General features: G+C 71.2%; 24 protein-coding genes. 17 read left to right on the top strand and 7 right to left on the bottom strand.

Annotated elements, in window-relative coordinates:
* The first annotated feature begins 2 nt into the window (after positions 1-2).
* Genes B116_RS0118560 through B116_RS0118545 form a run of 4 tightly spaced genes read left to right on the top strand, consistent with a single transcriptional unit; the run spans position 3 to position 4,108 of the window.
* The gene (locus B116_RS0118560) at positions 3-1,505 is read left to right on the top strand and encodes a PfkB family carbohydrate kinase (protein ID WP_027660929.1); all 1,503 of its coding nucleotides are present in this window, start codon (positions 3-5) and stop codon (positions 1,503-1,505) included.
* The gene (locus B116_RS0118555) at positions 1,502-2,188 is read left to right on the top strand and encodes an SDR family oxidoreductase (RefSeq protein WP_027660928.1); all 687 of its coding nucleotides are present in this window, start codon (positions 1,502-1,504) and stop codon (positions 2,186-2,188) included. The genes B116_RS0118560 and B116_RS0118555 overlap by 4 nt, the downstream gene beginning before the upstream one ends.
* The gene (locus B116_RS0118550) at positions 2,185-3,141 is read left to right on the top strand and encodes a glycosyltransferase family 9 protein (RefSeq protein ID WP_027660927.1); all 957 of its coding nucleotides are present in this window, start codon (positions 2,185-2,187) and stop codon (positions 3,139-3,141) included. The genes B116_RS0118555 and B116_RS0118550 overlap by 4 nt, the downstream gene beginning before the upstream one ends.
* The gene (locus B116_RS0118545) at positions 3,125-4,108 is read left to right on the top strand and encodes a DNA topoisomerase IB (protein ID WP_027660926.1); all 984 of its coding nucleotides are present in this window, start codon (positions 3,125-3,127) and stop codon (positions 4,106-4,108) included. Before B116_RS0118550 ends, B116_RS0118545 begins: the two co-directional genes overlap by 17 nt.
* A gap of 121 nt (positions 4,109-4,229) precedes the next feature.
* Here B116_RS0118545 and B116_RS28680 read toward each other — a convergent pair whose 3' ends face one another.
* Entirely contained in the window at positions 4,230-4,352 is a 123-nt protein-coding gene (locus B116_RS28680) for a hypothetical protein (RefSeq protein WP_263404928.1), read from the bottom strand.
* A 154-nt stretch (positions 4,353-4,506) separates the two neighbouring features.
* Between B116_RS28680 and B116_RS0118535 the strand changes: the two genes are divergently transcribed.
* Positions 4,507-6,003 (top strand): glycoside hydrolase family 3 protein, encoded by a 1,497-nt coding sequence (locus B116_RS0118535; RefSeq protein ID WP_027660925.1) that lies wholly within the window; start codon positions 4,507-4,509, stop codon positions 6,001-6,003.
* 58 nt (positions 6,004-6,061) lie between these two features.
* On the opposite strand, the gene B116_RS0118530 is transcribed toward B116_RS0118535, so the two are convergent.
* On the bottom strand, positions 6,062-7,273 hold the full coding sequence (locus B116_RS0118530) for a cysteine desulfurase-like protein (protein WP_027660924.1): 1,212 nt from the start codon (positions 7,271-7,273) through the stop codon (positions 6,062-6,064).
* A gap of 70 nt (positions 7,274-7,343) precedes the next feature.
* Between B116_RS0118530 and B116_RS0118525 the strand changes: the two genes are divergently transcribed.
* From B116_RS0118525 to B116_RS0118500, 6 genes are all read left to right on the top strand, one after another.
* On the top strand, positions 7,344-7,712 hold the full coding sequence (locus B116_RS0118525; protein ID WP_018722718.1) for a hypothetical protein: 369 nt from the start codon (positions 7,344-7,346) through the stop codon (positions 7,710-7,712).
* 248 nt (positions 7,713-7,960) lie between these two features.
* Positions 7,961-9,160: a mechanosensitive ion channel family protein gene (locus B116_RS0118520; protein WP_027660923.1), complete on the top strand. Its 1,200-nt coding sequence runs from the start codon at positions 7,961-7,963 to the stop codon at positions 9,158-9,160.
* Between the two features lie 350 nt (positions 9,161-9,510).
* Positions 9,511-9,966, top strand: a complete 456-nt coding sequence (locus B116_RS0118515; protein ID WP_018722720.1) for a phage holin family protein — start codon at positions 9,511-9,513, stop codon at positions 9,964-9,966.
* The gene (locus B116_RS0118510) at positions 9,963-10,277 is read left to right on the top strand and encodes a DUF3618 domain-containing protein (protein ID WP_018722721.1); all 315 of its coding nucleotides are present in this window, start codon (positions 9,963-9,965) and stop codon (positions 10,275-10,277) included. The genes B116_RS0118515 and B116_RS0118510 overlap by 4 nt, the downstream gene beginning before the upstream one ends.
* Positions 10,274-10,543: a DUF4235 domain-containing protein gene (locus B116_RS0118505; protein WP_026321805.1), complete on the top strand. Its 270-nt coding sequence runs from the start codon at positions 10,274-10,276 to the stop codon at positions 10,541-10,543. The genes B116_RS0118510 and B116_RS0118505 overlap by 4 nt, the downstream gene beginning before the upstream one ends.
* A 294-nt stretch (positions 10,544-10,837) precedes the next feature.
* Positions 10,838-11,041: a cold-shock protein gene (locus B116_RS0118500; RefSeq protein WP_013732668.1), complete on the top strand. Its 204-nt coding sequence runs from the start codon at positions 10,838-10,840 to the stop codon at positions 11,039-11,041.
* Between the two features lie 113 nt (positions 11,042-11,154).
* Here B116_RS0118500 and B116_RS0118495 read toward each other — a convergent pair whose 3' ends face one another.
* Entirely contained in the window at positions 11,155-11,394 is a 240-nt protein-coding gene (locus B116_RS0118495) for a hypothetical protein (protein WP_027660922.1), read from the bottom strand.
* Positions 11,388-12,371, bottom strand: coding sequence for an aldo/keto reductase (locus B116_RS0118490; protein ID WP_027660921.1), 984 nt, complete (start codon positions 12,369-12,371; stop codon positions 11,388-11,390). Before B116_RS0118490 ends, B116_RS0118495 begins: the two co-directional genes overlap by 7 nt.
* Before the next feature lie 83 nt (positions 12,372-12,454).
* Here B116_RS0118490 and B116_RS0118485 point away from each other — a divergent pair, with 83 nt between their 5' ends.
* A complete protein-coding gene (locus B116_RS0118485) occupies positions 12,455-13,249 on the top strand; it encodes a trans-aconitate 2-methyltransferase (RefSeq protein WP_027660920.1) in 795 nt (264 codons plus the stop codon).
* Complete coding sequence (locus tag B116_RS0118480; RefSeq protein WP_018722726.1) at positions 13,246-14,268, top strand: adenosine deaminase; 1,023 nt, start codon at positions 13,246-13,248, stop codon at positions 14,266-14,268. The genes B116_RS0118485 and B116_RS0118480 overlap by 4 nt, the downstream gene beginning before the upstream one ends.
* A gap of 198 nt (positions 14,269-14,466) precedes the next feature.
* Here the strand turns inward: B116_RS0118480 and B116_RS0118475 are convergent, their stop codons facing one another.
* Together B116_RS0118475 and B116_RS0118470 are read right to left on the bottom strand one after the other, a co-directional pair.
* Positions 14,467-15,540, bottom strand: a complete 1,074-nt coding sequence (locus tag B116_RS0118475; protein ID WP_188116046.1) for a HAMP domain-containing sensor histidine kinase — start codon at positions 15,538-15,540, stop codon at positions 14,467-14,469.
* 29 nt (positions 15,541-15,569) lie between these two features.
* A complete protein-coding gene (locus B116_RS0118470) occupies positions 15,570-16,259 on the bottom strand; it encodes a response regulator transcription factor (RefSeq protein WP_027660918.1) in 690 nt (229 codons plus the stop codon).
* A gap of 73 nt (positions 16,260-16,332) precedes the next feature.
* On the opposite strand from B116_RS0118470, the gene B116_RS0118465 reads away from it, so the two are divergent.
* The 3 genes from B116_RS0118465 to B116_RS0118455 all read left to right on the top strand — a co-directional run bounded on the left by B116_RS0118465 (position 16,333) and on the right by B116_RS0118455 (position 20,042).
* Complete coding sequence (locus tag B116_RS0118465) at positions 16,333-17,253, top strand: ADP-ribosylglycohydrolase family protein (RefSeq protein WP_027660917.1); 921 nt, start codon at positions 16,333-16,335, stop codon at positions 17,251-17,253.
* A gap of 98 nt (positions 17,254-17,351) precedes the next feature.
* A complete protein-coding gene (thrS, locus tag B116_RS0118460) occupies positions 17,352-19,367 on the top strand; it encodes a threonine--tRNA ligase (protein WP_026321807.1) in 2,016 nt (671 codons plus the stop codon).
* Positions 19,368-19,529: 162 nt separating this feature from the next.
* Entirely contained in the window at positions 19,530-20,042 is a 513-nt protein-coding gene (locus B116_RS0118455; protein ID WP_082312860.1) for an HIT family protein, read from the top strand.
* A gap of 68 nt (positions 20,043-20,110) precedes the next feature.
* Here B116_RS0118455 and B116_RS0118450 read toward each other — a convergent pair whose 3' ends face one another.
* Entirely contained in the window at positions 20,111-22,264 is a 2,154-nt protein-coding gene (locus B116_RS0118450; RefSeq protein ID WP_027660916.1) for an elongation factor G-like protein EF-G2, read from the bottom strand.
* A gap of 250 nt (positions 22,265-22,514) precedes the next feature.
* On the opposite strand from B116_RS0118450, the gene pgsA reads away from it, so the two are divergent.
* Positions 22,515-23,150: a phosphatidylinositol phosphate synthase gene (pgsA, locus tag B116_RS0118445; protein WP_027660915.1), complete on the top strand. Its 636-nt coding sequence runs from the start codon at positions 22,515-22,517 to the stop codon at positions 23,148-23,150.
* Positions 23,151-23,160: the final 10 nt, after the last annotated feature.

The raw sequence follows: 23,160 nt of genomic DNA, 5'->3' as shown, positions 1-23,160 counted from the left end.
GTGTGAGGGGACCTCTGGTGGTGGTCGGTGACACCCTGCTCGACCGGGATGTGGAGGGGGCGGTGAACCGGCTCTGTCCGGACTCGCCGGCGCCGGTGCTCGACGAGACGTCGTCCACCGACCGGCCGGGCGGTGCCGGCCTGGCCGCGATGTTCGCGGCGGCGGCGGACACCGAGGTCGTCCTGGTGACCGCTCTGGCCGACGATGCCGGTGCCGCCCGGCTCAGCTCGCTTCTCGCCGCGGCCGGCGTCGGAGTGTATGCCCTTGGGCTGGCCGGTGGGACTCCGGAGAAGGTCCGGCTGCGGTCGCAGGGCCGGGTCTTGCTGCGCCATGACCGCGGCGGTGTCGTCGGTGAGCCCAGCCCGCCGGCGGAAGCGGTGCTGCGGGTCATCGCCGGGGCCGCCGCTGTGCTGGTCAGCGACTACGGCCGTGGAGTGGCCGGGCAGCCCGCACTGCGGGCGGCGTTGGCCGGTACCCGGGCGCCGGTGGTCTGGGATCCGCATCCCCGGGGGCCGGCCGCGGTGCCCGGGGTGCATCTGGCCACGCCCAACGAGTCCGAGGTGCGCGAGCTGGCGAAGGTGCCGCCGGACGAGACTCGGCTGGTGACCGCGTCGCGGGGGGCGCTGGAGTTGCGTCAGCGGTGGCGGGCGCGGGCGGTCGCGGTGACGATGGGTGGGGAGGGAGCGCTCCTCTGCCACGCCGGGCCGACGCCGCTGATCGTGCCCGCGGTCTCCACAGCGGACGGGGATACCTGCGGTGCGGGGGATCGGTTCGCGGCCTCCGCCGCCATCGCCCTGGGGCGAGGTGCGTTGGTCTCCGAGGCGGTGCAGGAGGCGGTCGCCGAGGCGTGTGCGTACGTGGTGGGTGGGGGAGTGGCGAGCATGCTGCCGCCACCGGTTGGGCCGTTGCCATCAGTGGTGCCGGGTGTCCCAGCCGAGCGCGTCGGCGTGGCGGCTGCCGCCACGGTTGTCTCCGAGGTGCGCGCCGCCGGCGGCACCGTCGTCGCGACCGGAGGCTGCTTCGACCTGCTGCACGCGGGGCACGTGGCGACCTTGCAGGCCGCCCGTCAACTCGGCGATTGCCTGGTGGTCTGCCTCAACTCCGATGCCAGCGTCGCGGCGTTGAAGGGTCCGGACCGGCCGGTGATGTCGCAGGGTGACCGCAGCCGCCTCCTCGCCGCGTTGGGCTGCGTCGATGCGGTCATGGTCTTTGACGATCCGACTCCACAGGCGGCGCTGACCTGGCTACGGCCGGATATCTGGGTCAAGGGTGGCGACTATGCCACCGGTGGTGGCGAGCCAGTGTTGCCGGAGGCGGACCTGGTTCGGCGGTGGGGTGGGCACACCGTGGTGGTGCCGTACCTGGATGGGCGCTCGACCACTGACCTGATCGCGGCAGCACATCGGCGGGGAGAGGCCAGCGCCACCAGATCGGCGGCAACCGCGGTGCTGCGGGGAGACCCGCCATCCGGGGTGACGACCCATCGTTCGGCGGGGATCCGATGAACGCCGGGCACACGGTCCTGGTGACCGGTGGGTCGAGCGGGCTGGGTGCGGCGGTGGTCTCGGCGGTGGCCGAGGCGGGTGGGCGACCGCTGGTGTTGGACCGGCAGCCCCCGGCGGCGGGGGTGCCGTGGGCGGCGTGCGATTTGGCCGATACCCGAGCGGCCGAGGCCGCCACCCGGGAACTCGCCGCGAACCACGGCGGCCTGGACGCCGTGGTGACAGCGGCCGGAATGGATGTACCGGGTCGGCTGGCCGATCTGTCGGGGGAGGTCTGGGACCGGATCGTCACGGTAGACCTGCTCGCCACCGCCGCCGTCATCCGGGCGGCACTGCCGTTCCTTGAGGCGTCTCGGGGCCGAATTGTCACCGTCGCCTCGACGCTGGGGGTCAAGGCGGTCAGCGACGCGACGGCGTACTGCGCGGCGAAGTTCGGGGTGGTCGGGTTCACTCGCTCCCTCGCCGCCGAGCTCGCCGGTCGGGTCGGTGTGACGCTGTTGATCCCCGGTGGCATGCGTACCGCCTTCTTCGACGAGCGCGACCCGCAGTACCGACCCGGGCCCGACGCGATCCTCAACGACCCCGCGGACACCGCCGCCGCGGTCCTGTTCGCCCTGACCCAACCCGCGGGCTGCGCCGTCCGGGAGTTGGTCGTCTGCGCTGAACAGGAGTCCTCCTACCCGTGATCTTAATCCTTCGTGCGCTGGGCCTCGGCGACCTCGCCACCGCCGTGCCGGCCCTGCGTGCCCTGCAGAGCTACTACCCCGACGAGCGCCGGGTTTTGCTTGCCCCGCGCTGGTTGGCCCCGTTGGTCGAGCTGATCGGCGGGATTGACGAGTTGGTCGATACCGCCGGCCTGACTCACCTGAGGTGGCGCGGCCCCGCCCCCGACCTGGCGGTCAATCTGCACGGCCGCGGGCCCGAGTCACACCGCCTGCTGGTCAGTACCCGCCCCCGTCAACTGTTCGCCTTCGCCAACCGGGCCGCTGGGCACCACGACGGCCCCTCTTGGCGGGCCGACGAGCATGAAGTCCGTCGGTGGTGCCGCCTCCTGGCCTGGCACGGAGTTCCGACCGACCCGACTGACCTGGGCCTGCGCCGACCAGCACCGGGCCGGACCCCGACCGGGGTGACTGTGCTGCATCCAGGCTCGAAAGTCCCGGGCAAACGCTGGCCGGTGGAGCGGTTCGCGGCCCTCGGTCGCCAGCTCGCCCGCGCCGGCCATGAGATCGTCATCACCGGCGACGCGACCGAGCAACCCCTAGCCCGCCGGGTCGCGCAGCTCGCCGGGCTGCCCGGGCACACCGTACGGGCCGGCCGTACCGACCTGCGCCACCTCGCCGGCCTGGTCGCCCACGCCCGCCTGCTGATCAGCGGCGACACCGGCATCGCCCACCTCGCCACCGCCTACGGCACTCCCTCGGTGGTCCTCTTCGGTCCCCACTCGCCGGCCCATTGGGGGCCGCCACCCGAACGGACGTGGCACCGGTGCCTCGGGACGGACGGCGGCGGGGACCATTCGGCGCCGGACGGGACGGTCCCCCATCCGGCGCTGGCGGCGGTCAACGTTGACCAGGTGCTGGTCGCCGTGGCCGAGGTGGAGCGGATGGTGCGGACGACCGGTGCGACTGCGGCGTAGTGATCCGGGCCGGCCCGGCTACCGGCGCCACCGGCGCGGCCGGGGCTGGGGCTTCTATGATCCGGCCGGCGAGCCGGTCCGTGATCCGGATCGGCTGGCACGCCTGCGTGACCTCGTCATCCCACCGGCCTGGCAGGACGTGTGGATCTCGCCGCATCCGAATGGGCATATCCAGGCCATCGGCATTGACGCTGCTGGTCGTCGACAGTACTTGTATCACCCGGAGTGGCGGCGCAAGCGAGACGAGGCGAAGTTTGACCACGTGCTCGAGGTGGCCCGGCGGTTGCCCCGGTTGCGCGAGCGCATCGCGGAGGACCTCGACGGTCGGGGGCTGAACCGGGATCGGGTATTGGCCACTGTGGCTCGACTGCTGGACCTGGGTGCCTTCCGGGTGGGCAGCGAGCAGTACGCGGCCGGCGACGATCCGACGTTCGGGGTGTCTACTTTGCGTCCGGAGCACGCCTACTCCCGCCGCGGCTGCATGGTCCTTGAGTTTCCGGCGAAGGGTGGCGTCGAACAACTTCGTTGGATTGAGGATCCGGTGCTGTGTCGGGTCCTGGCCAACCTGCGACGTCGCCGGCGCGCTGCGGCTCGGCTCTTCGGCTACTGGGACGGCCGGCACTGGCGGGACGTGCGCCGAGATGATGTGAACGGGTATCTGCGGGTGGCCAGCGGTGGGGAGATGACCGCGAAGGATTTCCGGACCTGGCACGCCACCGTTTTGGCGGCCACTGGGTTGGCCGCTGCTGGCGGCCAGCGGTCGGCCACCGCTCGCCGCCGCGCGGTGGCCGCGGTGATGCGTGAGGTGGCAGGGCTGCTCGGGAATACCCCCACGGTGGCCCGTACGTCCTATGTCGATCCCCGGGTGGTGGATCTTTACCACGATGGAGTGCTGGCGCCGGTCGGTCGGTGGATGCCCCGCGAGGATGCCGAGCGCGGGGTCCTCGAACTGTTGGCCGAGACCTGACCGGTGTCGGTCGTGCCCGAGTCGGCTGCAGCCGTCCGTGCTGAGTCGGAGGTCCGGGTGGGCTGCAGCCGTCCGTGCTGAGTCGGGTGTCCGGGGTGGCCAGTGGTGATTCGGAGCGGGCTCAGCGGCGGAACATTTCTCGGATCGCGGCGAGCAGCAGTAGGCCGCCCACCACCACACCGAGGAGGCGTACGCCGGGGATGTCGGCCGGGCTCGTCGCCTCGGCCAGGAGTTCGGAGTCCATCCCTGAACTCTCCCGGGCCGGTCGCGACTCAGCAACTGTTAGGTTTATTGACTATTTATTCGCGTGATGTGACCATGGCAAAGCGCCGCCGCCGGGTGCAGGGATGAAGGAGGGACATGACCGACTGGATTGCCGAGTGGCCCGAGGTGGCGGCGTGAATGCACGTGCGGCACATCTCGCATCCCTGGCCGCCACCGTTCTGCAACCGGGCTTCGTCGGCACCACCGCCCCGTCCTGGGTGCGCCGTTGGTTGGGGGAAGGACTCGGTGCGGTGGTGCTCTTCGCCCGCAACGTGGTCGATTCGGAGCAGGTCGCCGCGCTGACCGCGACGCTGCGCGCGGAGCGGCCGGACGTCATCGTCGCCATCGACGAGGAAGCCGGTGATGTGACCCGGATCGAGTCGGGTCTTGGCAGTTCCCGCCCCGGCAACCTGGCCCTCGGCGTGGTCGACGATCCGCTGCTGACCGAGGAGGTGGCCAACGACCTCGGCGCGGAGCTGGCGGCGCTCGGGATCACCCTGAACTACGCGCCGGACGCCGATGTCAATTCCAATCCGGACAACCCGGTGATCGGAGTCCGTTCCTTCGGTGCGGATCCGGATCTGACCGCCCGGCACACCGCCGCCTGGGTGCGGGGCCTCCAAGCTGGCGGTGTCGCCGCCTGCGCCAAACACTTCCCCGGGCACGGTGACACCCAGGTCGACTCCCATCACGGCCTGCCCCGGATCGCCGGCGACCGGAGCCGGTTGGACGCGGTGGAGCTGACCCCGTTCCGCGCCGCGCTCTCCGCGGGCGTGCAGGCGGTCATGACCGGCCACCTGTTCGTGCCCGCGCTGGACCCAGACCTACCGGCCACCCTGAGCCGGCGGATCCTCACCGGCCTACTCCGGGACGAGCTGGGCTTCGCCGGGGTCGTGGTGACCGACGCGGTGGAGATGCGCGCGGTCGCCGACCGATACGGCTTCACCGGCGCCGCGGTACGTGCCCTGGCCGCGGGGGCCGATGCCATCTGCGTCGGTGGCGAGCACGCCGATGAGGACGCGGCCCGGCGGCTGCGGGACGCGATCGTGGCCGCCGTCGCGGCGGGAGAACTGCCCGAGGAACGCCTCGTCGAGGCAGCGAAGCGGGTTGACCAACTCGCCGCCGCTACCGCCGCCCGTCAGGCCGGCCGGCCCGCCCGCCCAGCGGCCGGCAGCGGCTCGGCGGTGGGCTTCGCCGCCGCCCGCCGGGCCGTCCGGGTCACGACGGCCCGTGCCGGGCTGGGCGCGCTGCCGCTGGCCGGCCCCGCCCACGTGGTCGAGTTCGAACCGCCCCGCAACCTCGCGATCGGCACGGAGACACCGTGGGGCGTCGCCGCCCCCCTGACAGATCTGCAGCCAGGCACCACCGCCGTCCGGTACGCCGAGGCCGAGGTGCCCCCGGACCTCACCACCGAAGCCAGTGGTCGCCACCTCGTCCTCGTCGTCCGTGACCTGCACCGGCACCCGTGGATGCGGGCGGCCGTGACGCGTGCTCTGGCCAGCCGCCCGGATGCCGTCGTCGTCGAGCTGGGCGTACCCGAACTGGTCACCGGGGCGGTGCACATCGCCACGCACGGCGCGACCCGGGCCAGCAGTCGGGCCGCGGCGGAGCTCCTGACCGGGGTCGGCTGATCGCCGGCCGCGACGGAGCCTTTCGGAACGGGATCGGCTGATCGCCGGCCGAAGCGCGTTAGCCCTTGGGGGAGAGCCTCGCCACCTCGTCGAGCAGGCGATCCACTTCGGTAAGGGTGTTGTAGTGGTACAAGCTGACGCGTACCGCCCCGCCGCTGTCCCGTAGCCCCAACGTCTGGAAGTACTCGTAGGCGTAGTAGTCACCGGCGGAGAGGCAGAACCCCGCCGCGCCGAGCGCCGCCTGGGTCTCGGCCGGAGACTGGCCGGACAACCGGAACGAGACCGTGGGGCAGCGCCGGGCCGGCGAGCCGAGCACGGTGACCCCGGGCAGGTTGGCGAGACCGTCGAGCAACCGGTCCAACAACCCCTCCTCGTACGCGCGGGCCGCACTCAGGCTGCTCCGCAGCCGTTCCCGCCGGTTCCCGGTGGCCGTCGAGTCCAGCCCGGCGAGGTGGTCCACGGCGACGTCCACGCCGGCCAGCAGCGGAAAACTGGGCGTGCCGTACTCGAATCGATCGGGTACGGAGTCGGCCGAGGGGTGCAGCTTCGCCGGGTGCAGGTGCTCCCAGCACGCCGGATCCGCCGCCACCGCGGCCAGGTGCGGGCCAGACCACTTGTAGGCGCTGGTGACCAGGAAGTCAGCGCCCAACGCGGCGCGGTCGGTCGGACCGTGCGGCACCGAGTGCACACCGTCCACGCAGACCAGCGCTCCGACGGCGTGGGCCGACTTGGCGATTGCCGCGACGTCGGGCATCGTGCCGATCGCATTGCTGGCGGCGGTGACCGCCACCAACCGGGTCCGTTCGTTGACCAGCTCGGGGTACTGGCTGGCTGGTAGCTCGCCGGTGTGCGCATCGAACTCGGCCCACCGTACGGTGGCGCCCGCCGCCTCGGCTGCCTGGATCCATGGCCGGACGTTGGCGTCGTGGTCGAGTCGGGACACCACCACCTCGTCCCCCGGTCGCCAGGTCGACCCGAGGGCGCGGGCCAGGGTGTAGGTGAGCGCGGTCGCGCTCGGGCCCAGCACCACCCCCTCCGGATCTGCGCCGAGCAGGTCGGCCAGAGCCGTACGGGCGGCGGCCACCAGCTCCAGCGAGCGGCGGCCGGGACGGTTGCCGCCGCTGCGGTTGCCCAGCGCCGTACCCATCGTCTCGGCCACCGCGGCGATCACCGGCGCGGCGGTCTGGGTGCCTCCGGCCCCGTCGAAGTGGACGTGCCCCTCGGCCAGGGCGGGATAGGCGGCCCGGATGCGGGCGATGTCGAACGGCATGAGCGACCCTAACCCGCGCTACTGAAGTCGGCGGAGCGTCGGTACGGCGGCCGTCTCGTACCCTTGGGCCGTGACGAACCGACGTGTTCCCCTCCCCCCGAAAACCCCCCGTCGGGCCGCCGGCCTCCTCGTCGGCCTGGCGCTCGGTGCCGCCGTGCTGGCCGGCTGCGGCTCCTCCGAGGGGGTCTCCACCGACTGTGGGCTGGACGGCTGCATGGTCACCTTCGACCGCGAGACCAACGCCGAGGCCAGCATCCTCGGCGTCCAGGCCAAGTTGATCGGCTCCCAGGACGACCAGGTGACCGTCGAGGTCGCCGGCGAGCAGCTCACCCTCACCGCCGGGCAGCCGGCCACCGAGGTCGGCGGGCTCTCAGTCACGCTGGACAGCGTCAGCGCCGACCAGGTCGCTATCCGGTTGACGCAGGGTTCGGGGGGCTGAGCGCCCGGAATCCCCGTTCGCCCCGGGGCGGATTTTCCTATTCGCTCCGGGGCTACCGCCGCGGGCGTGACGTACGGTAGCTCCGGGCAGGTGCTATCAGCGTCGTCGCTCCGGCATCCCCCCTTCGGTGCCTTCTGCCTCCTCCGCTGTTGTGACCAGAAGGGCTGAACTGGTCGGCCCAACCGATCGCCGGCACCATTGGGCCTTCGCCGGGCGTCCCGACGCCCGGTTGGTGAGGAGGAGAGACCGTGCAGAGCTATCTCGGGACGATCGTCGCCGCGCTTGCCGCAGCGGCGAGCGCCCTGTTAGTGGTCGGCGTCACGCACCGGATAACCCGGCGGCTCGGCCAGCGTTCCCTGCTGTTGACCGGGCTGGCCCAGCACGCGCACCGTGCGTTCCAGGTGGCGACGACCGTTCTCGCCGTGCAGTTCGCCGTGCGGTTTACCACCGGCTACGCGACCGGCACCAGCTGGCGCCAGGCCCTGCTGCACATCCTGGTACTCGGGGTGATTGCCGCCACGGCCTGGCTGGTCGCCGCGTTGTTGGTGGTGGTCGAGGACACCGCGCTCGCCCGGTTCCAGGTCGAGGTGGCGGACAACCGGCACCGCCGGATTCGCACCCAGGTGGTGCTCCTGCGCCGGTTGACCATCGCGGTGGTCGTCTTCCTGGCGCTCGGCGTGATGCTGATGACCTTCCCTGCCGTACGCGGGATCGGCGCTGGGGTGCTGACCAGCGCTGGTGTGGTCGGTGTGGTGGCGGCGTTGGCTGCGCAGAGTCTGCTGGGCAACGTCTTCGCCGGCCTCCAACTCGCCTTCAGTGACGCCGTACGCCTCGGCGACGTGGTGGTTGTTGACGGGGAGTGGGGCCGGATCGAGGAGCTGACCCTTAGCTATGTGGTGTTGCGAATCTGGGACGACCGGCGGTTGATCCTGCCCACGTCGTACTTCACCAGCAAGCCGTTTCAGAACTGGACTCGGACCGAGGCCGCGGTGCTCGGCACTGCCGAGTTCGACGTCGACTGGTCGATCTCGGTGCAGGCGATGCGCGAGGAGCTGCGTCGTCTGGCGGAGAGCAGCGAACTGTGGGACGGCAGGGTCTGTGTGTTGCAGGTGATCGACGCGACCGGCGGCATGATCAAAGTACGCGCGCTGGTCAGCGCAGCGAACGCCGGCAACCTCTGGGACCTGCGCTGCCTGGTCCGTGAGCACCTGGTTGCCTGGGTGTGGAAGCAGCGGCCGACCGCGATGCCCCGAATGCGGGCCGAGGTCGGTGACGCCGGGGGCGGCCAGCCGTGGCAGTGGGCCTCGCCCGGTCGCCCACCCCAGGCCGGCCGGCTCGCCGACGGTGCGGGGTCCGACGATGCGCGGATCTTCGGCGGCAGCGAGGATGGCGCCGCGCGTAGCGAGGCATTCGTCGGCCCGGACGAGCCGGCCGATTCCCGCCGCTGACTGCCTCCTACCCGCCTCCGCCGCCCGCCGCTGCCCGCCTCCGGCTGACCGTCGCTGATTGCCTCCGCTCCCGCCGTGACTGCCTCCACCCCGCTGGCTGGTCGGTTCTGACCGACGGGTCAGCGACGAGCATCCACTGCGATCGTTGGCTGCGCCGGCTTGGTCGGAGGGGTTAGCGTGACATGGTCGGGCGGGGGACGTTGGGTCGAGTGAACAACGTTTGGAACGGCGTTTTGGGGGGACCTGCTGCGCGACCCCGTGACCTGCGCCGCGCGTTGGTAGATCGGGCGACGGTTCGACGGACGGCTCCTTGGGGGCATGAAGCGCGGTGACGAGGAGAGGAGGACAGCATGGCTGACGTGGGGAACGCCCGCCCAACCCAGGCCGGGAGCGAGCCGTCCACCGCCGAACTGGTGCAGCGGGCCACCGAGCAGGTCTCTCGGCTGGTCCGTGACGAGTTGGCGCTGGCCCGGGCCGAGCTGGCCCAGAAGGGCAAGCACGCCGGGGTCGGCATCGGCCTTTTCAGTGGCGCTGGGGTGCTGGTGCTGTACGGGATCGGTGCGCTCGCAGCGACCGTGATCCTGCTGCTCGCTCTGGTCCTGCCCGCTTGGGTGGCCGCCCTGATCGTCGCGGTGGTGCTCTTCGTCGCCGCCGGGGTCCTCGCCCTGGTCGGTAAGAAGCAGGTCACCCAGGCGGTCCCGCCGATGCCGGCGAGCACGGTGCGCAGCGTCCGGGCCGACGTCGACACCGTCACCGCAGCGATGAAGGATGGGAAGGCCGCGGCGCAGGACGGGAGGCAGGCATGACGGGTAACGGACGGGCCAGCGGGGACACCGAGGCCCTCCGCGAGGAGATCCGGCGGACCCGGGTCGAACTCAGCGAGACCATGGAGGCGCTGGCCGCCAAGGCCGATGTGAAGAAGCGGCTGCGCTCCTCGACTGAGCAGGCGAAGGAGCGGATGCGGGAGCAGGCGACCGTGGCGGTGGCCCGGGTGCGCGGGCGGGCCCGCCCGCGCGGTGAGCGGGTCCACGGCAGCCCGGTGCCGTTCACCGCGTTGGCCGCGGGCGCGGTGGCCGCCGTCGTTGTACTGATGATCGTCCGAGGGAGACGTCGGTGAGCAGAGGGTTGGGTAAGACCGCGTACAAGCCGGTCGGCATTTTGTTGGGTTTCGCCGCCGGTGCCGCTGCGGGCGCCATCTTCGAGCAGGTGTGGAAGGTGGCGGGTGCTGGCGAGGCGCCGAACGCCACCGATGAGGACCGGGGTTGGGGCGAGATTCTGGCCGCGGCGGCGTTGCAGGGGGCGATTTTCGCGGTCGTCCGGGCGGCGGTGGACCGGGGCGGAGCGGTGGGGATGCGCCGGGTGACGGGCAACTGGCCGAAGTGATCTCGGCTCAGTTGAGCTGGCGTACTCACCGAATTTTGACGACGTGGGGCCTTTCCGTCGGTTTGCGGGGCCGGCCGGGCCGATCTTAGGCATCCGACAGGTCACATGTCAGAGAATTTCGTCCGGTAGGCTGTGCAGAGTTTTTGCGTACGTGGTTTGCTGTTCCACGCTGTTGAGAGATGGCGTGGGTTGAGAGAAGTCTCCTTCATCGGGGGCCGCCTCAGGCGCCGCTGCTCGAAAACGGCCAACCGGCCGCACGGCGTGCTCGGCCGCCAGTTTTAGAAGGAGATACACATGGCGCAGGGAACCGTGAAGTGGTTCAACGCTGACAAGGGCTTCGGCTTCATCACCGTCGACGGCGGGGGTGCTGACGTGTTCGTCCACTTCTCGGCCATCCAGTCCAGCGGCTACCGCACGCTGGAGGAGAACCAGCGGGTGGAGTTCGAGATCGCCCAGGGTCAGAAGGGTCCGCAGGCCGAGCAGGTCCGCCCCCTCTGAGCTACGCCGACCGGCGCACCGCCGGTCAATGGCTGATCCGGCTCGCCCGGATCGACACGAGCCCCGCACCCCATTCCGGGATGCGGGGCCTCGTTGTTTTGGGGCTCGGTGGCTCAGCGGCGGCGGGTGCGGAGGCCGAGCCAGAGCGAGGCCAACCCGGCGAGCGCGAGCGCCGGACCGGCGACGGCCCAGAGCCGCACGTCGGTCATCACGCTGCCCTCGATGTATCCCAGCCCCTGCACCGTCCAGAGGGCGCCAAGCACCACGGCCAGCAGCCCGAGGGCCAGCGCCAGCCAGCCCCGCAGGACGAATTCGCGTTCGCGCCCGTCGGGGGCGCTCGTCTCGTTCACCATCGGTCGTGCACCTGCGGCCGGACCAGGTCGTCGTACACGTCGGTGACGACCGCGCGTTCCTGGTCGGAGAGGGCGGGCTGGCTGGCGCTCTCGGCGTTTCGCTGGGCCTGGGTCACGTCGCGGGCGCCGGGGATCACCACCGTCACCCCGGGTTGGTCGATGACCCAGCGCAGTGCGAATTGCGCCATCGTCCGCTCCGTGCCGACCAGCGGCGCGAGCCGGCGGACAGCGGCCAGGCCGAGGGTGAGGTCGACGCCGGCGAAGGTTTCCCCGACGTCGAACGCCTGGCCCTGCCGGTTGTAGGTGCGGTGGTCGTCCGGGGCGAAGGTGGTGTGTTCGTCGTACCGGCCGGAGAGCAGCCCGCTGGCCAGCGGTACCCGGGCGATGATGCCGACGCCGGCCTCGGCGGCAGCCGGTAGGACCCGCTCCAGGGGTTTGTGGCGTAGCGCGTTGAGAATGATCTGGACGCTGGCCACTCCGGGCCGAGCGATTGCGGTGAGCGCCTCCGCGCAGGTCTCGACACTCACGCCGTACCCGGCGATCCGTTCCTCGGCGACCAGCGTGTCGAGGGCGTCGAAGACCGCGTCGTCGGCGAAGACCGGGGTCGGTGGGCAGTGCAGTTGCACCAGGTCGAGGGTGTCGACCCCGAGATTGCTCCGGGACCGGTCCGTCCACTCTCGGAAATGGGTGAGGGTGTACGCCTCGGGCCGCTGCTCGACCCGCCGGCCGATCTTCGTCGCGACGGTGAGGTTGGCGTCGGGCCGGGTGCGCAGGAAGTGGCCAATCAGCGTCTCACTGCGCCCGTCGCCGTAGACATCGGCGGTGTCGAGGAAGGAGACCCCGGAGTCGACGGCGGCGGCGAGGATGCGCAGGGCGGCCTCCTCGCTGACGGTGCCCCAGTCGGCTCCGAGCTGCCAGGTGCCGAGGCCGACCACGCCGACGGCGCGGTTCAGCCGGGGAAAGGTGCGCTGCTCCATGGGGTGAGCCTAGTGATTCGGGCTGGTCCGGACTCACGGTGGGCCGTAGTCTAAACAAGACGTACGTACGGTTTGGAGGAGTCATGTGGGATCCGACGACATACCTGCGCTACGGCGACGAACGGGCCCGGCCGTTCCACGACCTGCTTGCCCGGGTGCCGACCGCCCGCCCCCGGGCCGTGGTCGACCTCGGCTGCGGACCGGGCACGCTGACCACCATCCTCGCCGAACGCTGGCCCGACAGCCGGGTCACCGGCATCGACGCCGCGCCGGAGATGATCGACCGCGCCGCCAAGCTGGACAGCCCGGTGGAGTTCGCCGTCGCCGACGTCCGACACTGGCGCCCCGGCCGGGACCAGGACGTGATTATCAGCAACGCACTGCTCCAGTGGGTACCCGAGCACCGGGACCTGCTCACCCGCTGGGCTCGGGAACTGCCCGCTGGCGCCGTCATCGCGGTGCAGGTGCCGGGCAACTTCGACGCGCCGTCGCACCGAGCACTGCGGACGGTGGCCAACCGCCCGGCCTGGCGTACGGTGCTCGGCCCACTGCTCCGCACCGCGCCCGTGGACGACGCGGTCGGCTACGCCCGGCTGCTGGTCGCCGAGGGGTGCGCGGTGGACGCCTGGGAGACTAGCTACGTGCACCTGCTTCCGGCTCCCGCCGACGCCGACCATCCGGTGCTGAGCTGGATGGAGGGGACCGCGCTACGTCCGGTGCGCGCCGCACTCGACCCCGCGAACTGGGCCGACTTTCGGCAGGAATTGAGCGTACGCCTCGCTGAGGCGTACCCGGTGCAGCAGGGCCAGGTGTGCTTTCCGTTCCGCCGCGTCTTCTTCGTTGCCCGTACCGCCGCCCGCGTAGAGGAGAACCTGTGATCGACCTGTCCACCTTCATCGCCGGCCTGCCCAAGGTTGAGTTGCACGTGCACCACGTTGGCTCCGCCTCGCCCCGGATCGTCGCCGAGTTGGCCGCTCGGCATGAGGGGCGCAGCCCGGTCCCGGCCGACCCGGCGGCCCTCGCCGACTACTTCGCCTTCCGCGACTTCGCGCACTTCGTCGAGGTCTACCTGAGCGTGGTGGACCTGATCCGGGATCAGGAGGATGTCTGGCTCCTCACCCACGAGGTGGCCCGAGAACTGGCCCGCCAGCAGGTTCGCTACGCGGAGCTGACGGTCACCCCGTACTCGCACGTGCACCGTGGCATTCCCGCGCCGGCGTTCTGCGAGGCGATCGAGGACGCCCGCAAACGGGCGGCAGCTGACTTCGGTATCGAGCTGCGCTGGTGCTTCGACATTCCGGGTGAAGCCGGCCTGCCGGCGGCCAAGGAGACCCTACGGATCAGCCTGGAGGAGCGCCCCGATGGCCTGATCAGTTTCGGGTTGGGTGGTCCGGAGATCGGCGTGCCCCGACCCCAGTTCAAGCCGTACTTCGATCAGGCCCGCGCGGCCGGCCTTCGGTCGGTGCCGCACGCAGGGGAGACCACCGGGGCGCAGACCGTCTGGGACGCGCTGCGCGACCTGGGCGCCGAACGACTCGGGCACGGTATCTCGGCGGTCGAGGACCCAGAACTGCTCGAGTTCCTGGCCGAGCGGCAGCTCGCCCTCGAGGTGTGTCCGACCTCCAACGTCCGTACCCGCGCGGTGGCCCGCATCGAGGAGCACCCGTTGCCCCGGCTGGTCGAGGCCGGGCTGTTGGTCACGATCAACTCCGATGATCCGCCGATGTTCGGCACCACCCTCAACGACGAGTACGCGGTGGCCGCCCGGCTGCTCGACCTCGGTCCGCAGGGCATCGCCGCGCTGGCCCGCAACGCGGTGACCGCGTCCTTCCTCGACCCCGCGAGCAAGCAACGAATCGCTGGGGAGATCGACGCCTACCTGGCGAATGCATCCTGAAGGGGGGTGCGCGCGGCGGGAGGAGGAGGGGGGAACGGGTGCCCGCCGCGCGCACAGTTTCACCGGCCGAGGCTGCGCTGGGCGGCTGGCCAGTGAAGTGGTGGGTTCGCCCTCCGATCATGGCAGGCCGGCGTCGGCGCAGCGCCGGTGTTAAGCAGGATCTAAGGAGAACTTAGACGCGGCCTCAGCTTGGGTAGCTCAGCGATCCGCCGGGCGGTACCGGTTCCAGCGTCGGCCGCTGCCGGCGTGGTCGCGGGCCTCCCGGGTCCTCCGGCCGATCAGGCCGAACCGGCTGACCTGCCGCGGTGTCGCCTCCGGGTCGGCCAGCAGCATGACCACACTCGCCCCGCCCATTCGGGCCCGGTCGATGCTGACCGACCCGTTGGCCTGCACCGCGACCCGCTTCACGATGTCCAAGCCGAGCCCGGTCGAGCCACGGTCGCTGGTACCCCGGCGCAGCGCCCGGTCCGGGTCTGCGACGCCCGGTCCGGCATCGTCGATTCGGATGGCGACGTATCCGTCTCGCCGAGAGACCGCGACCTCGAAGGCCGTTCCCTGGGAGGTGTACCGGAACACGTTGCCGATCACCGCGTCCAGTGCGGCGGCCAGCTCCGCGCGCGGCACCGGCGCCGGGATGCGCAGCTGTGCCCCAGTGACCCGGTACGGCCGGTTCTGGTCGCCGGCCAGCGCAGACCAGAACCGCATTCGTTCCCGGACCACCTCGCTGACATCGCAGCTACCCGGCGCGGTCTCCTGCGTGGCCGCCTTTCGGGTGGTCTTGATCAGCTGGTCGACCTCGTCCTCCAGTGTGGCGATCGCCTGCCGGATCCGCCGGATTCCACGGCGACGATCCAGCTCTGCCTCGCTGAAGGTTCCGATGCTGGTGTCGTCCGGGTCCAGCGCCTCGGCGTCTAGCCGAAGCGCGGTCAGCGGCGTTCGTAGTCGGTGGGACAGGTCGGCCACCAGTTCCCGCTCGTCTGCGCGAGTGGCGACGAGGTGTTCGGCCATCCGGTTGAATGCGTACCCGGCCGCAACCAGCTCTCGTGGACCGTTCGGTTCCACCCGGACGTTGAGGTCGCCCGCGCCGAGCTCCAGCGCCCCTTGCGTCAGGTCCCGGGCCGCGTGCACCGTACGGGCCGCCACGCGATCAACCACCAACACCGCGGTGGCGATCAGCGCCGCCCCCACGCCGACCGGAAGCCACCACGGGCTCCCGTCGCCGAGACCGGTGGCGGGCAGCACCAGGAATGTGAGGGCCGTGAGCGTGCCCATTCCGGCCACGACCAGGGCCAGTGACCACCTCAGCCGGGCACTACCAGTCGGAGGCCCACCCCCCGCACGGTGCGCAGGTAGCGCGGCTTCGCCGCGGTCTCGCCCATCTTGCGACGCAGCCAGTAGAGGTGAACGTCGATGGTCTGGTCCTCGCCGACCGACGGTTGTTGCCATACCTCCTCCAAGAGTTCCCGGCGCGACACTACCCGGCCCGGTCGTGCGGCCAGGTACGCCAGCAGGTCAAACTCTTTACGGGTCAGCGCCAACGGCTCCCCGTCCAGCTCGGCGCTGCGTTCGCCGACGTCGATGCGGAGCCCGCCAACCTCGTGCACGGCGGGCTGGACCGTCCGGCTGGCCCGGCCGACCCGCCGTAACACGGTCGTGATCCGGGCGTCCAGGTGCGCGCCGGTGAACGGCTTGACCATGTAGTCGTCGGCGCCGGCGCGCAGCAGCCGGACGACTGACTGTTCGTCGTCGCGCGCGGTCGCGATGATGATCGGAATGTCGGTGATACCCCGCAGCATCCGCAGGGCGTCGGAACCGTCCAGGTCGGGCAGGCCCAGGTCGAGCACGACGAGGTCGGGTGTCTCCGCCGCCACCCGGCGCAGGGCCTCGAGTGCGGTGCCAACGGCATGTACGGCGTGCCCCCGGCCGGTGAGGGAACGCAGCATTGCGCCGCGGACGACGTGATCGTCTTCGACCAGGAGCACGGTGGCCACCCCAAGACGGTACTCGGCTCGGCAAGGTGGTCGCGTTGCGGCACCGCCGTGAAACCGGCAAGCTGGTACAACGATGTCCTTCACCCTCTTCGCCGACACGAGACTCGCGCTCGCCCGGGACGCGTTGGCCGGGCTGTCGGTCGGTGACGCGCTCGGCTCCCAGTTTTTCGTCCCCGGTCGCCAGCCGACCGACCTGGCCGCCGGCCAGCTCCCGCCGTCCCCGTGGGCCTGGACCGACGACACCGAGATGGCCTGCTCGGTCGTCGCCGCGCTCGCCGAGACCGGGCGGATCGACCGGGACGCGCTTGCCCTGGCCTTCGCCGAGCGGTGCGATCCATACCGGGTCTACGGCTCAGGGGCGGTCGGCATTCTGCGGCTGATCCGCACCGGCACCCCGTGGCCGGTGGCCGCGGCCTCCGCCTTCGGCGGGCAGGGCTCCTGCGGCAACGGCGCCGCGATGCGGGTCGGGCCGCTCGGGGCGTACTTCGCTGACTCGACCAGCCGCGCGGCGGTCCAGGCCCGCGCCTCGGCCGAGGTGACCCACGCCCACCCGGAGGGCATCGCCGGTGCCATCGCGGTGGCCGTGGCGGCGTCGCTCGCCGCCCGGGGTCGGCTGGCCGGCCACCGCTCGGAGCCGGCGCGACTGCTCGCCGGAGTGGCCGCCGCGCTCGACCCGACGAGCGACGTGTACCGAGGGATTCAGCGGGCCGCCGGTCTACTCGGCCGCCAACTGGAGGTGGCCGTCGCCGAACTCGGCAACGGGTCGCGGGAAACCGCGCAGGACACCGTCGCCTTCACCTGCTGGGTCGCCGCCGGTCACCTGGACGACTACCCGGCGGCGGTGCGGGTCTGCGTCGAAGCGGGCGGGGACGTGGACACCACCACCGCGATCGTCGGCGCGATCGTCGCCGCGTACACCGGGGTCGGCACCCCAGCCGGAGTGCCGACCGAGTGGTTGGATGCCCGCGAACCGCTGCCGGAGTGGCTGCCCTGAGCGCCGGCGGCCCGGCCGCGGCGGGTGCCCGGCGGGTGCCAGGCGGGTCGACCGATAGCATCGGCAGCGAGTCGTACCGTCTGCCATGAGGAGTCACCGTGTCCGCACCCCGTAACCCCGTTGTGGCCGACCCCGTCGTCGTGGCCGCCGGGACGACGGCGGCCGATGCGGTCGCGGCGGCCGGACTACCGATGACCGGTCGCAGCGCAGTCGTGGTGGTGCGGGACCCGCAGGGCCAGCTTCGCGACCTGGACTGGGTCCCGGAGCAGGAGACCGCGGTCGAGCCGGTCGGCATCGACACCCCGGACGGCCTGGCCGTGCTGCGGCACTCCACGGCCCACGTGCTTGCCCAGGCCGTGCAGGATCTCTTTCCCGAGGCGAAGCTGGGCATCGGTCCGCCGATCGAGAACGGCTTCTACTACGACTTCGCGGTTGACCAGCCGTTCCAGCCCGCGGACCTGACGAAGCTGGAAAAGCGGATGCAGGAGATCATCAAGTCCGGTCAGCGGTTCCGCCGCCGCCGCTTCCGGGACCGGGACGAGGCCCGCGGCGAACTCGCGGCTGAGCCGTTCAAGCTGGAGCTCATTGAGCTCAAGGGTGACGGGCTGGACTCCTCCCAGGTGATGGAGGTTGGCGGCGGGGAACTGACCAGCTACGACAATCTCGCCGCCGACGCGGACAAGGTCTGCTGGTCGGACCTGTGCCGCGGGCCACACCTGCCGAACACCCGCCTGATCGGGGCGTTCAAGCTGATGCGGTCGGCCGCCGCGTACTGGCGTGGCTCAGAGAAGAACCCACAGCTACAGCGGGTGTACGGCACCGCGTGGCCGACCCGGGACGAACTGAAGGCGTACCTGCGGTTGCTGGAGGAGGCCGCCCGGCGGGACCACCGCAAGCTCGGTGCCGACCTCGACCTGTTCAGCTTCCCCGACGAGATCGGTTCCGGCCTGCCGGTGTTCCACCCCAAGGGCGGCGTGCTCAAGCGGACGATGGAGGACTACGTCCGGTCCCGGCACGTCGAGGAGGGTTTCGACTACGTCGGCACCCCGCACATTTCGAAGGAAGGCCTCTTCCACACCTCGGGCCACCTGCCGTACTACGCCGACGGAATGTTCCCCCCCATGCAGTTCGAAGGGGCGGACTACTACCTCAAGGCGATGAACTGCCCGATGCACAACCTGATCTACCGGTCGCGCGGGCGCTCCTACCGGGAACTGCCGATGCGGCTGTTCGAATTCGGCTCGGTCTACCGGTACGAGAAGTCCGGCGTCATCCACGGGTTGACCCGGGTGCGTGGGTTCACCCAGGACGATTCGCACTCCTACTGCACCAAGGAGCAGGCGCCAGCGGAGATCAAGCACCTGCTGGCCTTCGTGCTCGGCCTCCTGCAGGACTTCGGCATCACCGACTTCTTCCTCGAGCTGTCCACCCGGGACGACACCAAGCCGGACAAGTTCGTCGGCTCCGCCGAGGACTGGGCGACGGCGACGGCGGTGCTGGAGCAGTGCGCCCGGGACACCGGGCTCGAACTGGTGCCGGACCCGGGGGGCGCGGCCTTCTACGGCCCGAAGATCTCGGTCCAGGCCAAGGACGCCATCGGTCGCACCTGGCAGATGTCGACGATTCAGTACGACTTCAACCAGCCGGCGGGCTTCGGGCTGGAGTACCAGGCAGCCGACGGCAGCCGGCAGCAGCCGATCATGATTCACTGCGCGAAGTTCGGCTCGATCGAGCGCTTCATCGGCGTACTCACCGAGCACTACGCCGGAGCGTTCCCGGCCTGGCTGGCGCCGGTGCAGGTGGTCGGCATCCCGATCCGGGCGGAGCACACCGAGTACCTGGACGGCTTCGTCGCCGCGCTGCGCGCCGCGGGGGTGCGGGCCCAGGTCGACGCCGGTGACGACCGGATGCAGAAGAAGATCCGGACCGCCCAGCAGCAGAAGATTCCGTTCATGGTGATCGCTGGCGACGACGATGTGGCGGCGGGCACCGTGTCGTTCCGCTACCGGGACGGCTCCCAGCGCAACGGGGTGCCGGCGGCCGAGGCGGTCAACCACGTCCTCGATGTGGTCAACTCCCGCGCCAACCAGGGGCCCTCCGCTGCCGAGGGGTGACGGGCGCCCGGGCCGGCGGCACGACCGCCGGGGAGACCTTCGACGTGGGGTACCCGGCCCGCCCATCAGGCCGGTCGGGTACGCCGAGCTTCGGCCCACCTGGTGTTGGGCCGTAGGATCGCTGCTGTGACTGGGGCGGAGGAACACATCGACGGCGACGCTATGGCCGATGGCCTGGACCGGCTCTGGACGCCCCACCGGATGGCCTACATCTCCGGCGGGGACCGGCCCGAGGGCGGATACGAGCGGCCCGCGGGCTGCCCCTTCTGTCTCGCCCCCCAGCGGCCGGAGCCGGAGAACCTGGTCGTGGCGCGCGGTGAGCACGTGTTCGTGGTGCTCAACCTGTACCCGTACAACCCGGGGCACCTGCTGGTCTGCCCCTACCGGCACGTTGCCGACTACACCGACCTCGACGACCGGGAGACGGCGGAGCTGGCCGCCGTCACCCAGACCGCGATGCGCGTCATCCGTAAGGTCAGCAGTGCCCATGGCTTCAACCTCGGGATGAACCAGGGTGGGGTCGCCGGTGCCGGTATCGCGGCGCACCTACACCAGCACGTGGTACCCCGATGGGGCGGTGACGCCAACTTCATGCCGGTGATCGGCCGAACCAAGATCCTGCCGCAGCTGCTCGGCGACACCCGGACGCTGCTGGCCAGCGCCTGGCCCTCCTGACTACTTCGCGATCCCGCGGTGCCGGCCGCCCCCGGATCGAGGGCGGCGACCACCGTCGGGGTAGGCGTTCAGGCGCGCTCCGCGCGGACCCGTTCGGCCTGGTCGTTGGGCATGGGTTCGTAGCGGGCGAATTCGCGGCGGAAGGTACCCGTACCGGCGGTCATCGAGCGCAGCTCCACGGCGTAGCGGAGGAGTTCGGTCGCGGCCACCTCGGCGCGGACCAGCGTTCGCCCCTCGGCGGTGGTGTCGGGCTCGGTGCCGAGCACCCGGCCGTGTCGGCCGGAGAGGTCGCCCAACACCGCGCCGACCGACGTGTCGGGGACCCGGATGACCACCTCGTCAACCGGTGCCAGCAGTGTCGGCTGGCCCTTGTCAGCCGCGTCCTTGAGCGCCAGCGCACCGGCGGTCTGGAACGCCGCGTCGGAGGAGTCGACGCTGTGCGCCTTCCCGTCCACGAGCGTCACCCGCAGGTCGACCAGGGGAGCGCCGGCCGTCAGCCCGCGCTCCAGCTGCGCTCGGATCCCCTTCTCCACCGATGGGATGTAGTTGTGCGGTACGGCCCCGCCCACCACCCGGCTGACGAACTCGAAGCCGGAACCCCGGGGTAGCGGTTCCACCTCGATGTCGCAGACCGCGTACTGGCCGTGCCCGCCGGACTGCTTGACGTGCCGACCGTGCCCCTTGGCCGGCACGGTGAAGGTCTCCCGCAGGGCGACGCGCACCGGTGTCGTTTCCAGCTCCACCCCGCCGCTGCGCAGCCGTTCCAGCACCACGTCGGCGTGCGCCTCTCCCATGCACCAGAGCACCAGCTGGCGGGTTTCGCTGTCCCGGTGCAGCCGCAGGGTGGGGTCGCCGGCTACCAGCCGGGCGAGGTTGCGGGCGAGCGCGTCCTCGTCGGCCCGGGTCCGCGCCACGATCGCCACCGGCAGCAGCGGCTCTGGCATCTCCCAGGGCGCGATCAGCAGCGGGTCGTCCTTGGCCGAGATGGTGTCGCCGGTTTCCGCGCTGCCTGACTTGGTGAGCGCACAGAGGTCACCGGCGATCCCGGCGCGCACTTCGCGCAGGGTCGCGCCGAGCGGCGAGTAGAGGTGGCCGACCCGCTCGTCGGCGTCGTGGTCGGGGTGGCCGCGGTCGGCCAGACCGTGCCCGGAGACGTGCACGACCTGTTCGGGGCGGAGTGTGCCGGAGAAGACCCGGACCAGGGAGACGCGCCCCACATGCCGGTCGATGGTGGTCTTGACCACCTCCGCGACCAGCGGGCCGGCCGGGTCGCAGGCCAGCGGGGGGCGGGGCGTACCGTCCACCCCGGTCACCGCCGGGAGGTCGTGCTCCAGTGGCGCGGGGAAGGCCGCGGTGAGCACTTCCAGGAGGGCGTCGAGCCCGACCCCGGTTTCTGCGCAGACCGGCACCACGGGATAGAAGTGACCGCGCGCGACCGCCTTCTCCAGATCCTCGACGAGGATGTCGGTGCCGATCTCGGTGCCTTCGAGGTACCGGTCCATGAGGGTCTCGTCCTCGCTCTCGGCGATGATTCCCTCGATCAGTTCGTTGCGGGACTCGGTGATCGCCGGCAGGTGTTCCGGGTCCGGCTCCCGCACCTCGGCGGGGAGCCCGGCGGTGTAGTCGAGGACCCGGCGGGTGATCAGCCCGAGCAAGCCGGCGGTGGAGACGCCGTCGTCGCCGAGCATCGGCAGGTAGAGCGGGAGCACGTTGTCACCGAAGACCCGTTGGCAGAGGGCGACCGCCTCGTCGAAGTCCGCGCGCGGGTGGTCCAGCCGAGAGACGGCCACCGCCCGGGGCATGTTCACCGCCGCGCACTCCTCCCACAGCGCGGCGGTGGTGGCGTCCATCCCGTCCACGGCGGAGACGACGAAGAGCGCGGCATCGGCGGCCCGCAGCCCGGCGCGCAGCTCGCCGACGAAGTCGGCGTAGCCGGGGGTGTCCAGCAGGTTGACCTTGATTCCGTCGTGCACGAGGGGCGCGCAGGCCAGGGTCACCGACCGTTGTTGGCGGATAGCAGCCGGATCGTGGTCGCAGGTGGTGGTGCCATCGGCGACGGTCCCGGCGCGGCTGATCGTGCCGGTCGCCGCGAGCAACGCCTCGACCAGGGTCGTCTTGCCGGCACCGGAGTGCCCGACGAGCACTACGTTGCGGATGTCTTCGGGACGGGTCACCGCCGGTACCGCACCGGGGACCCCCTTGTCCTGACTCTTCTGCGCCATGGGCGCACCTCCCTCAGCCGGGTGTGTGGTGGCGACCGCCGCGCGCGAGAGAAAGCGGCTTGGGGCGGGTGCGCGGCGATATCCTCCGGGGTACTGCTGCCAAGCGGAAACGGGATGGGCACAGCGGTGAGCTGCCTCACCTTTCTGGGTCGATCAGACACCCCAATGCCCGGATGGCACAAGTTCCCTCGGGCGGGTCGCCCGACCGTCCGTACCGCCGGGGGCACCGGACCGTTATCGTGGGACCGCCATGGCGAAGATCTTCCAAGTGACGGCCCGTGCGGGCATGACCCGCGTCGTCGAACCGGTCGCGCGCCGCCTGCTTCGTGCGGGCGTGACCCCCAATACCGTTACCGTGACGGGCACCCTCGGGGTGCTCGTCGGAGCACTCGGCTTCGGAGCCCGCGGCCATCTCGTCGCCGGCGCGTTGATCGTCACCGTCTTCGCCCTCACCGATCTGCTGGACGGGACGATGGCCCGGATGAGCGGTGGCTCCACCCGGTTCGGGGCGTTCCTCGACTCGAGCATGGACCGGGTCGCCGACAGCGCGGTCTTCGGTGCGGTGGCCTACTACCTCGCCACCGAGGGCGACCAGGCGGGGGCCGCCGCCGCGCTGCTCTGTCTGGCCGCCGGTGGACTCGTCTCGTACGTGAAGGCGCGGGCCGAAGGGCTTGGCCTGACCTGCAACGTGGGCATCGCCGAACGTACGGAGCGGCTGCTGATCGTCGGTGTCGGTGGCCTGCTGGCCGGGCTGGGCCTGAAGGTCGCTCTGCCGGTCGCGCTCTGGTTGCTCGCCGCCGTCTCGATCTTCACGGTGGGGCAGCGGATGGCCCACGTGTACCGGCAGGCCCAGCAGCTCCCCACCGCCTCGGGCGGGCAGGGGTGAGGGCGGTCGA

It is taken from the genome of Salinispora fenicalii (genome assembly GCF_000514815.1).
Classification (GTDB): Bacteria; Actinomycetota; Actinomycetes; order Mycobacteriales; family Micromonosporaceae; genus Micromonospora; species Micromonospora fenicalii.
The sequence above is the reverse complement of the archived record's forward strand: the minus strand, read 5'-3'. Positions and strand labels throughout refer to the sequence as shown.

Excerpts from the sequence above, each read along its gene's own strand:
- B116_RS0118485 (WP_027660920.1), top strand. The coding sequence starts at position 12,455 with ATGTGGGATCCGACGACATACCTGCGCTACGGCGACGAACGGGCCCGG.
- B116_RS0118495 (WP_027660922.1), bottom strand. The coding sequence starts at position 11,394 with ATGGTGAACGAGACGAGCGCCCCCGACGGGCGCGAACGCGAATTCGTC.
- B116_RS0118530 (WP_027660924.1), bottom strand. The coding sequence starts at position 7,273 with ATGCCGTTCGACATCGCCCGCATCCGGGCCGCCTATCCCGCCCTGGCC.
- B116_RS0118555 (WP_027660928.1), top strand. The coding sequence starts at position 1,502 with ATGAACGCCGGGCACACGGTCCTGGTGACCGGTGGGTCGAGCGGGCTG.
- B116_RS0118490 (WP_027660921.1), bottom strand. The coding sequence starts at position 12,371 with ATGGAGCAGCGCACCTTTCCCCGGCTGAACCGCGCCGTCGGCGTGGTC.
- B116_RS0118450 (WP_027660916.1), bottom strand. The coding sequence starts at position 22,264 with ATGGCGCAGAAGAGTCAGGACAAGGGGGTCCCCGGTGCGGTACCGGCG.
- B116_RS0118510 (WP_018722721.1), top strand. The coding sequence starts at position 9,963 with ATGACGGGTAACGGACGGGCCAGCGGGGACACCGAGGCCCTCCGCGAG.
- B116_RS0118500 (WP_013732668.1), top strand. The coding sequence starts at position 10,838 with ATGGCGCAGGGAACCGTGAAGTGGTTCAACGCTGACAAGGGCTTCGGC.
- B116_RS0118465 (WP_027660917.1), top strand. The coding sequence starts at position 16,333 with ATGTCCTTCACCCTCTTCGCCGACACGAGACTCGCGCTCGCCCGGGAC.
- B116_RS0118475 (WP_188116046.1), bottom strand. The coding sequence starts at position 15,540 with ATGGGCACGCTCACGGCCCTCACATTCCTGGTGCTGCCCGCCACCGGT.
- B116_RS28680 (WP_263404928.1), bottom strand. The coding sequence starts at position 4,352 with ATGGACTCCGAACTCCTGGCCGAGGCGACGAGCCCGGCCGACATCCCC.
- pgsA (WP_027660915.1), top strand. The coding sequence starts at position 22,515 with ATGGCGAAGATCTTCCAAGTGACGGCCCGTGCGGGCATGACCCGCGTC.
- B116_RS0118455 (WP_082312860.1), top strand. The coding sequence starts at position 19,530 with ATGGCCGATGGCCTGGACCGGCTCTGGACGCCCCACCGGATGGCCTAC.
- B116_RS0118515 (WP_018722720.1), top strand. The coding sequence starts at position 9,511 with ATGGCTGACGTGGGGAACGCCCGCCCAACCCAGGCCGGGAGCGAGCCG.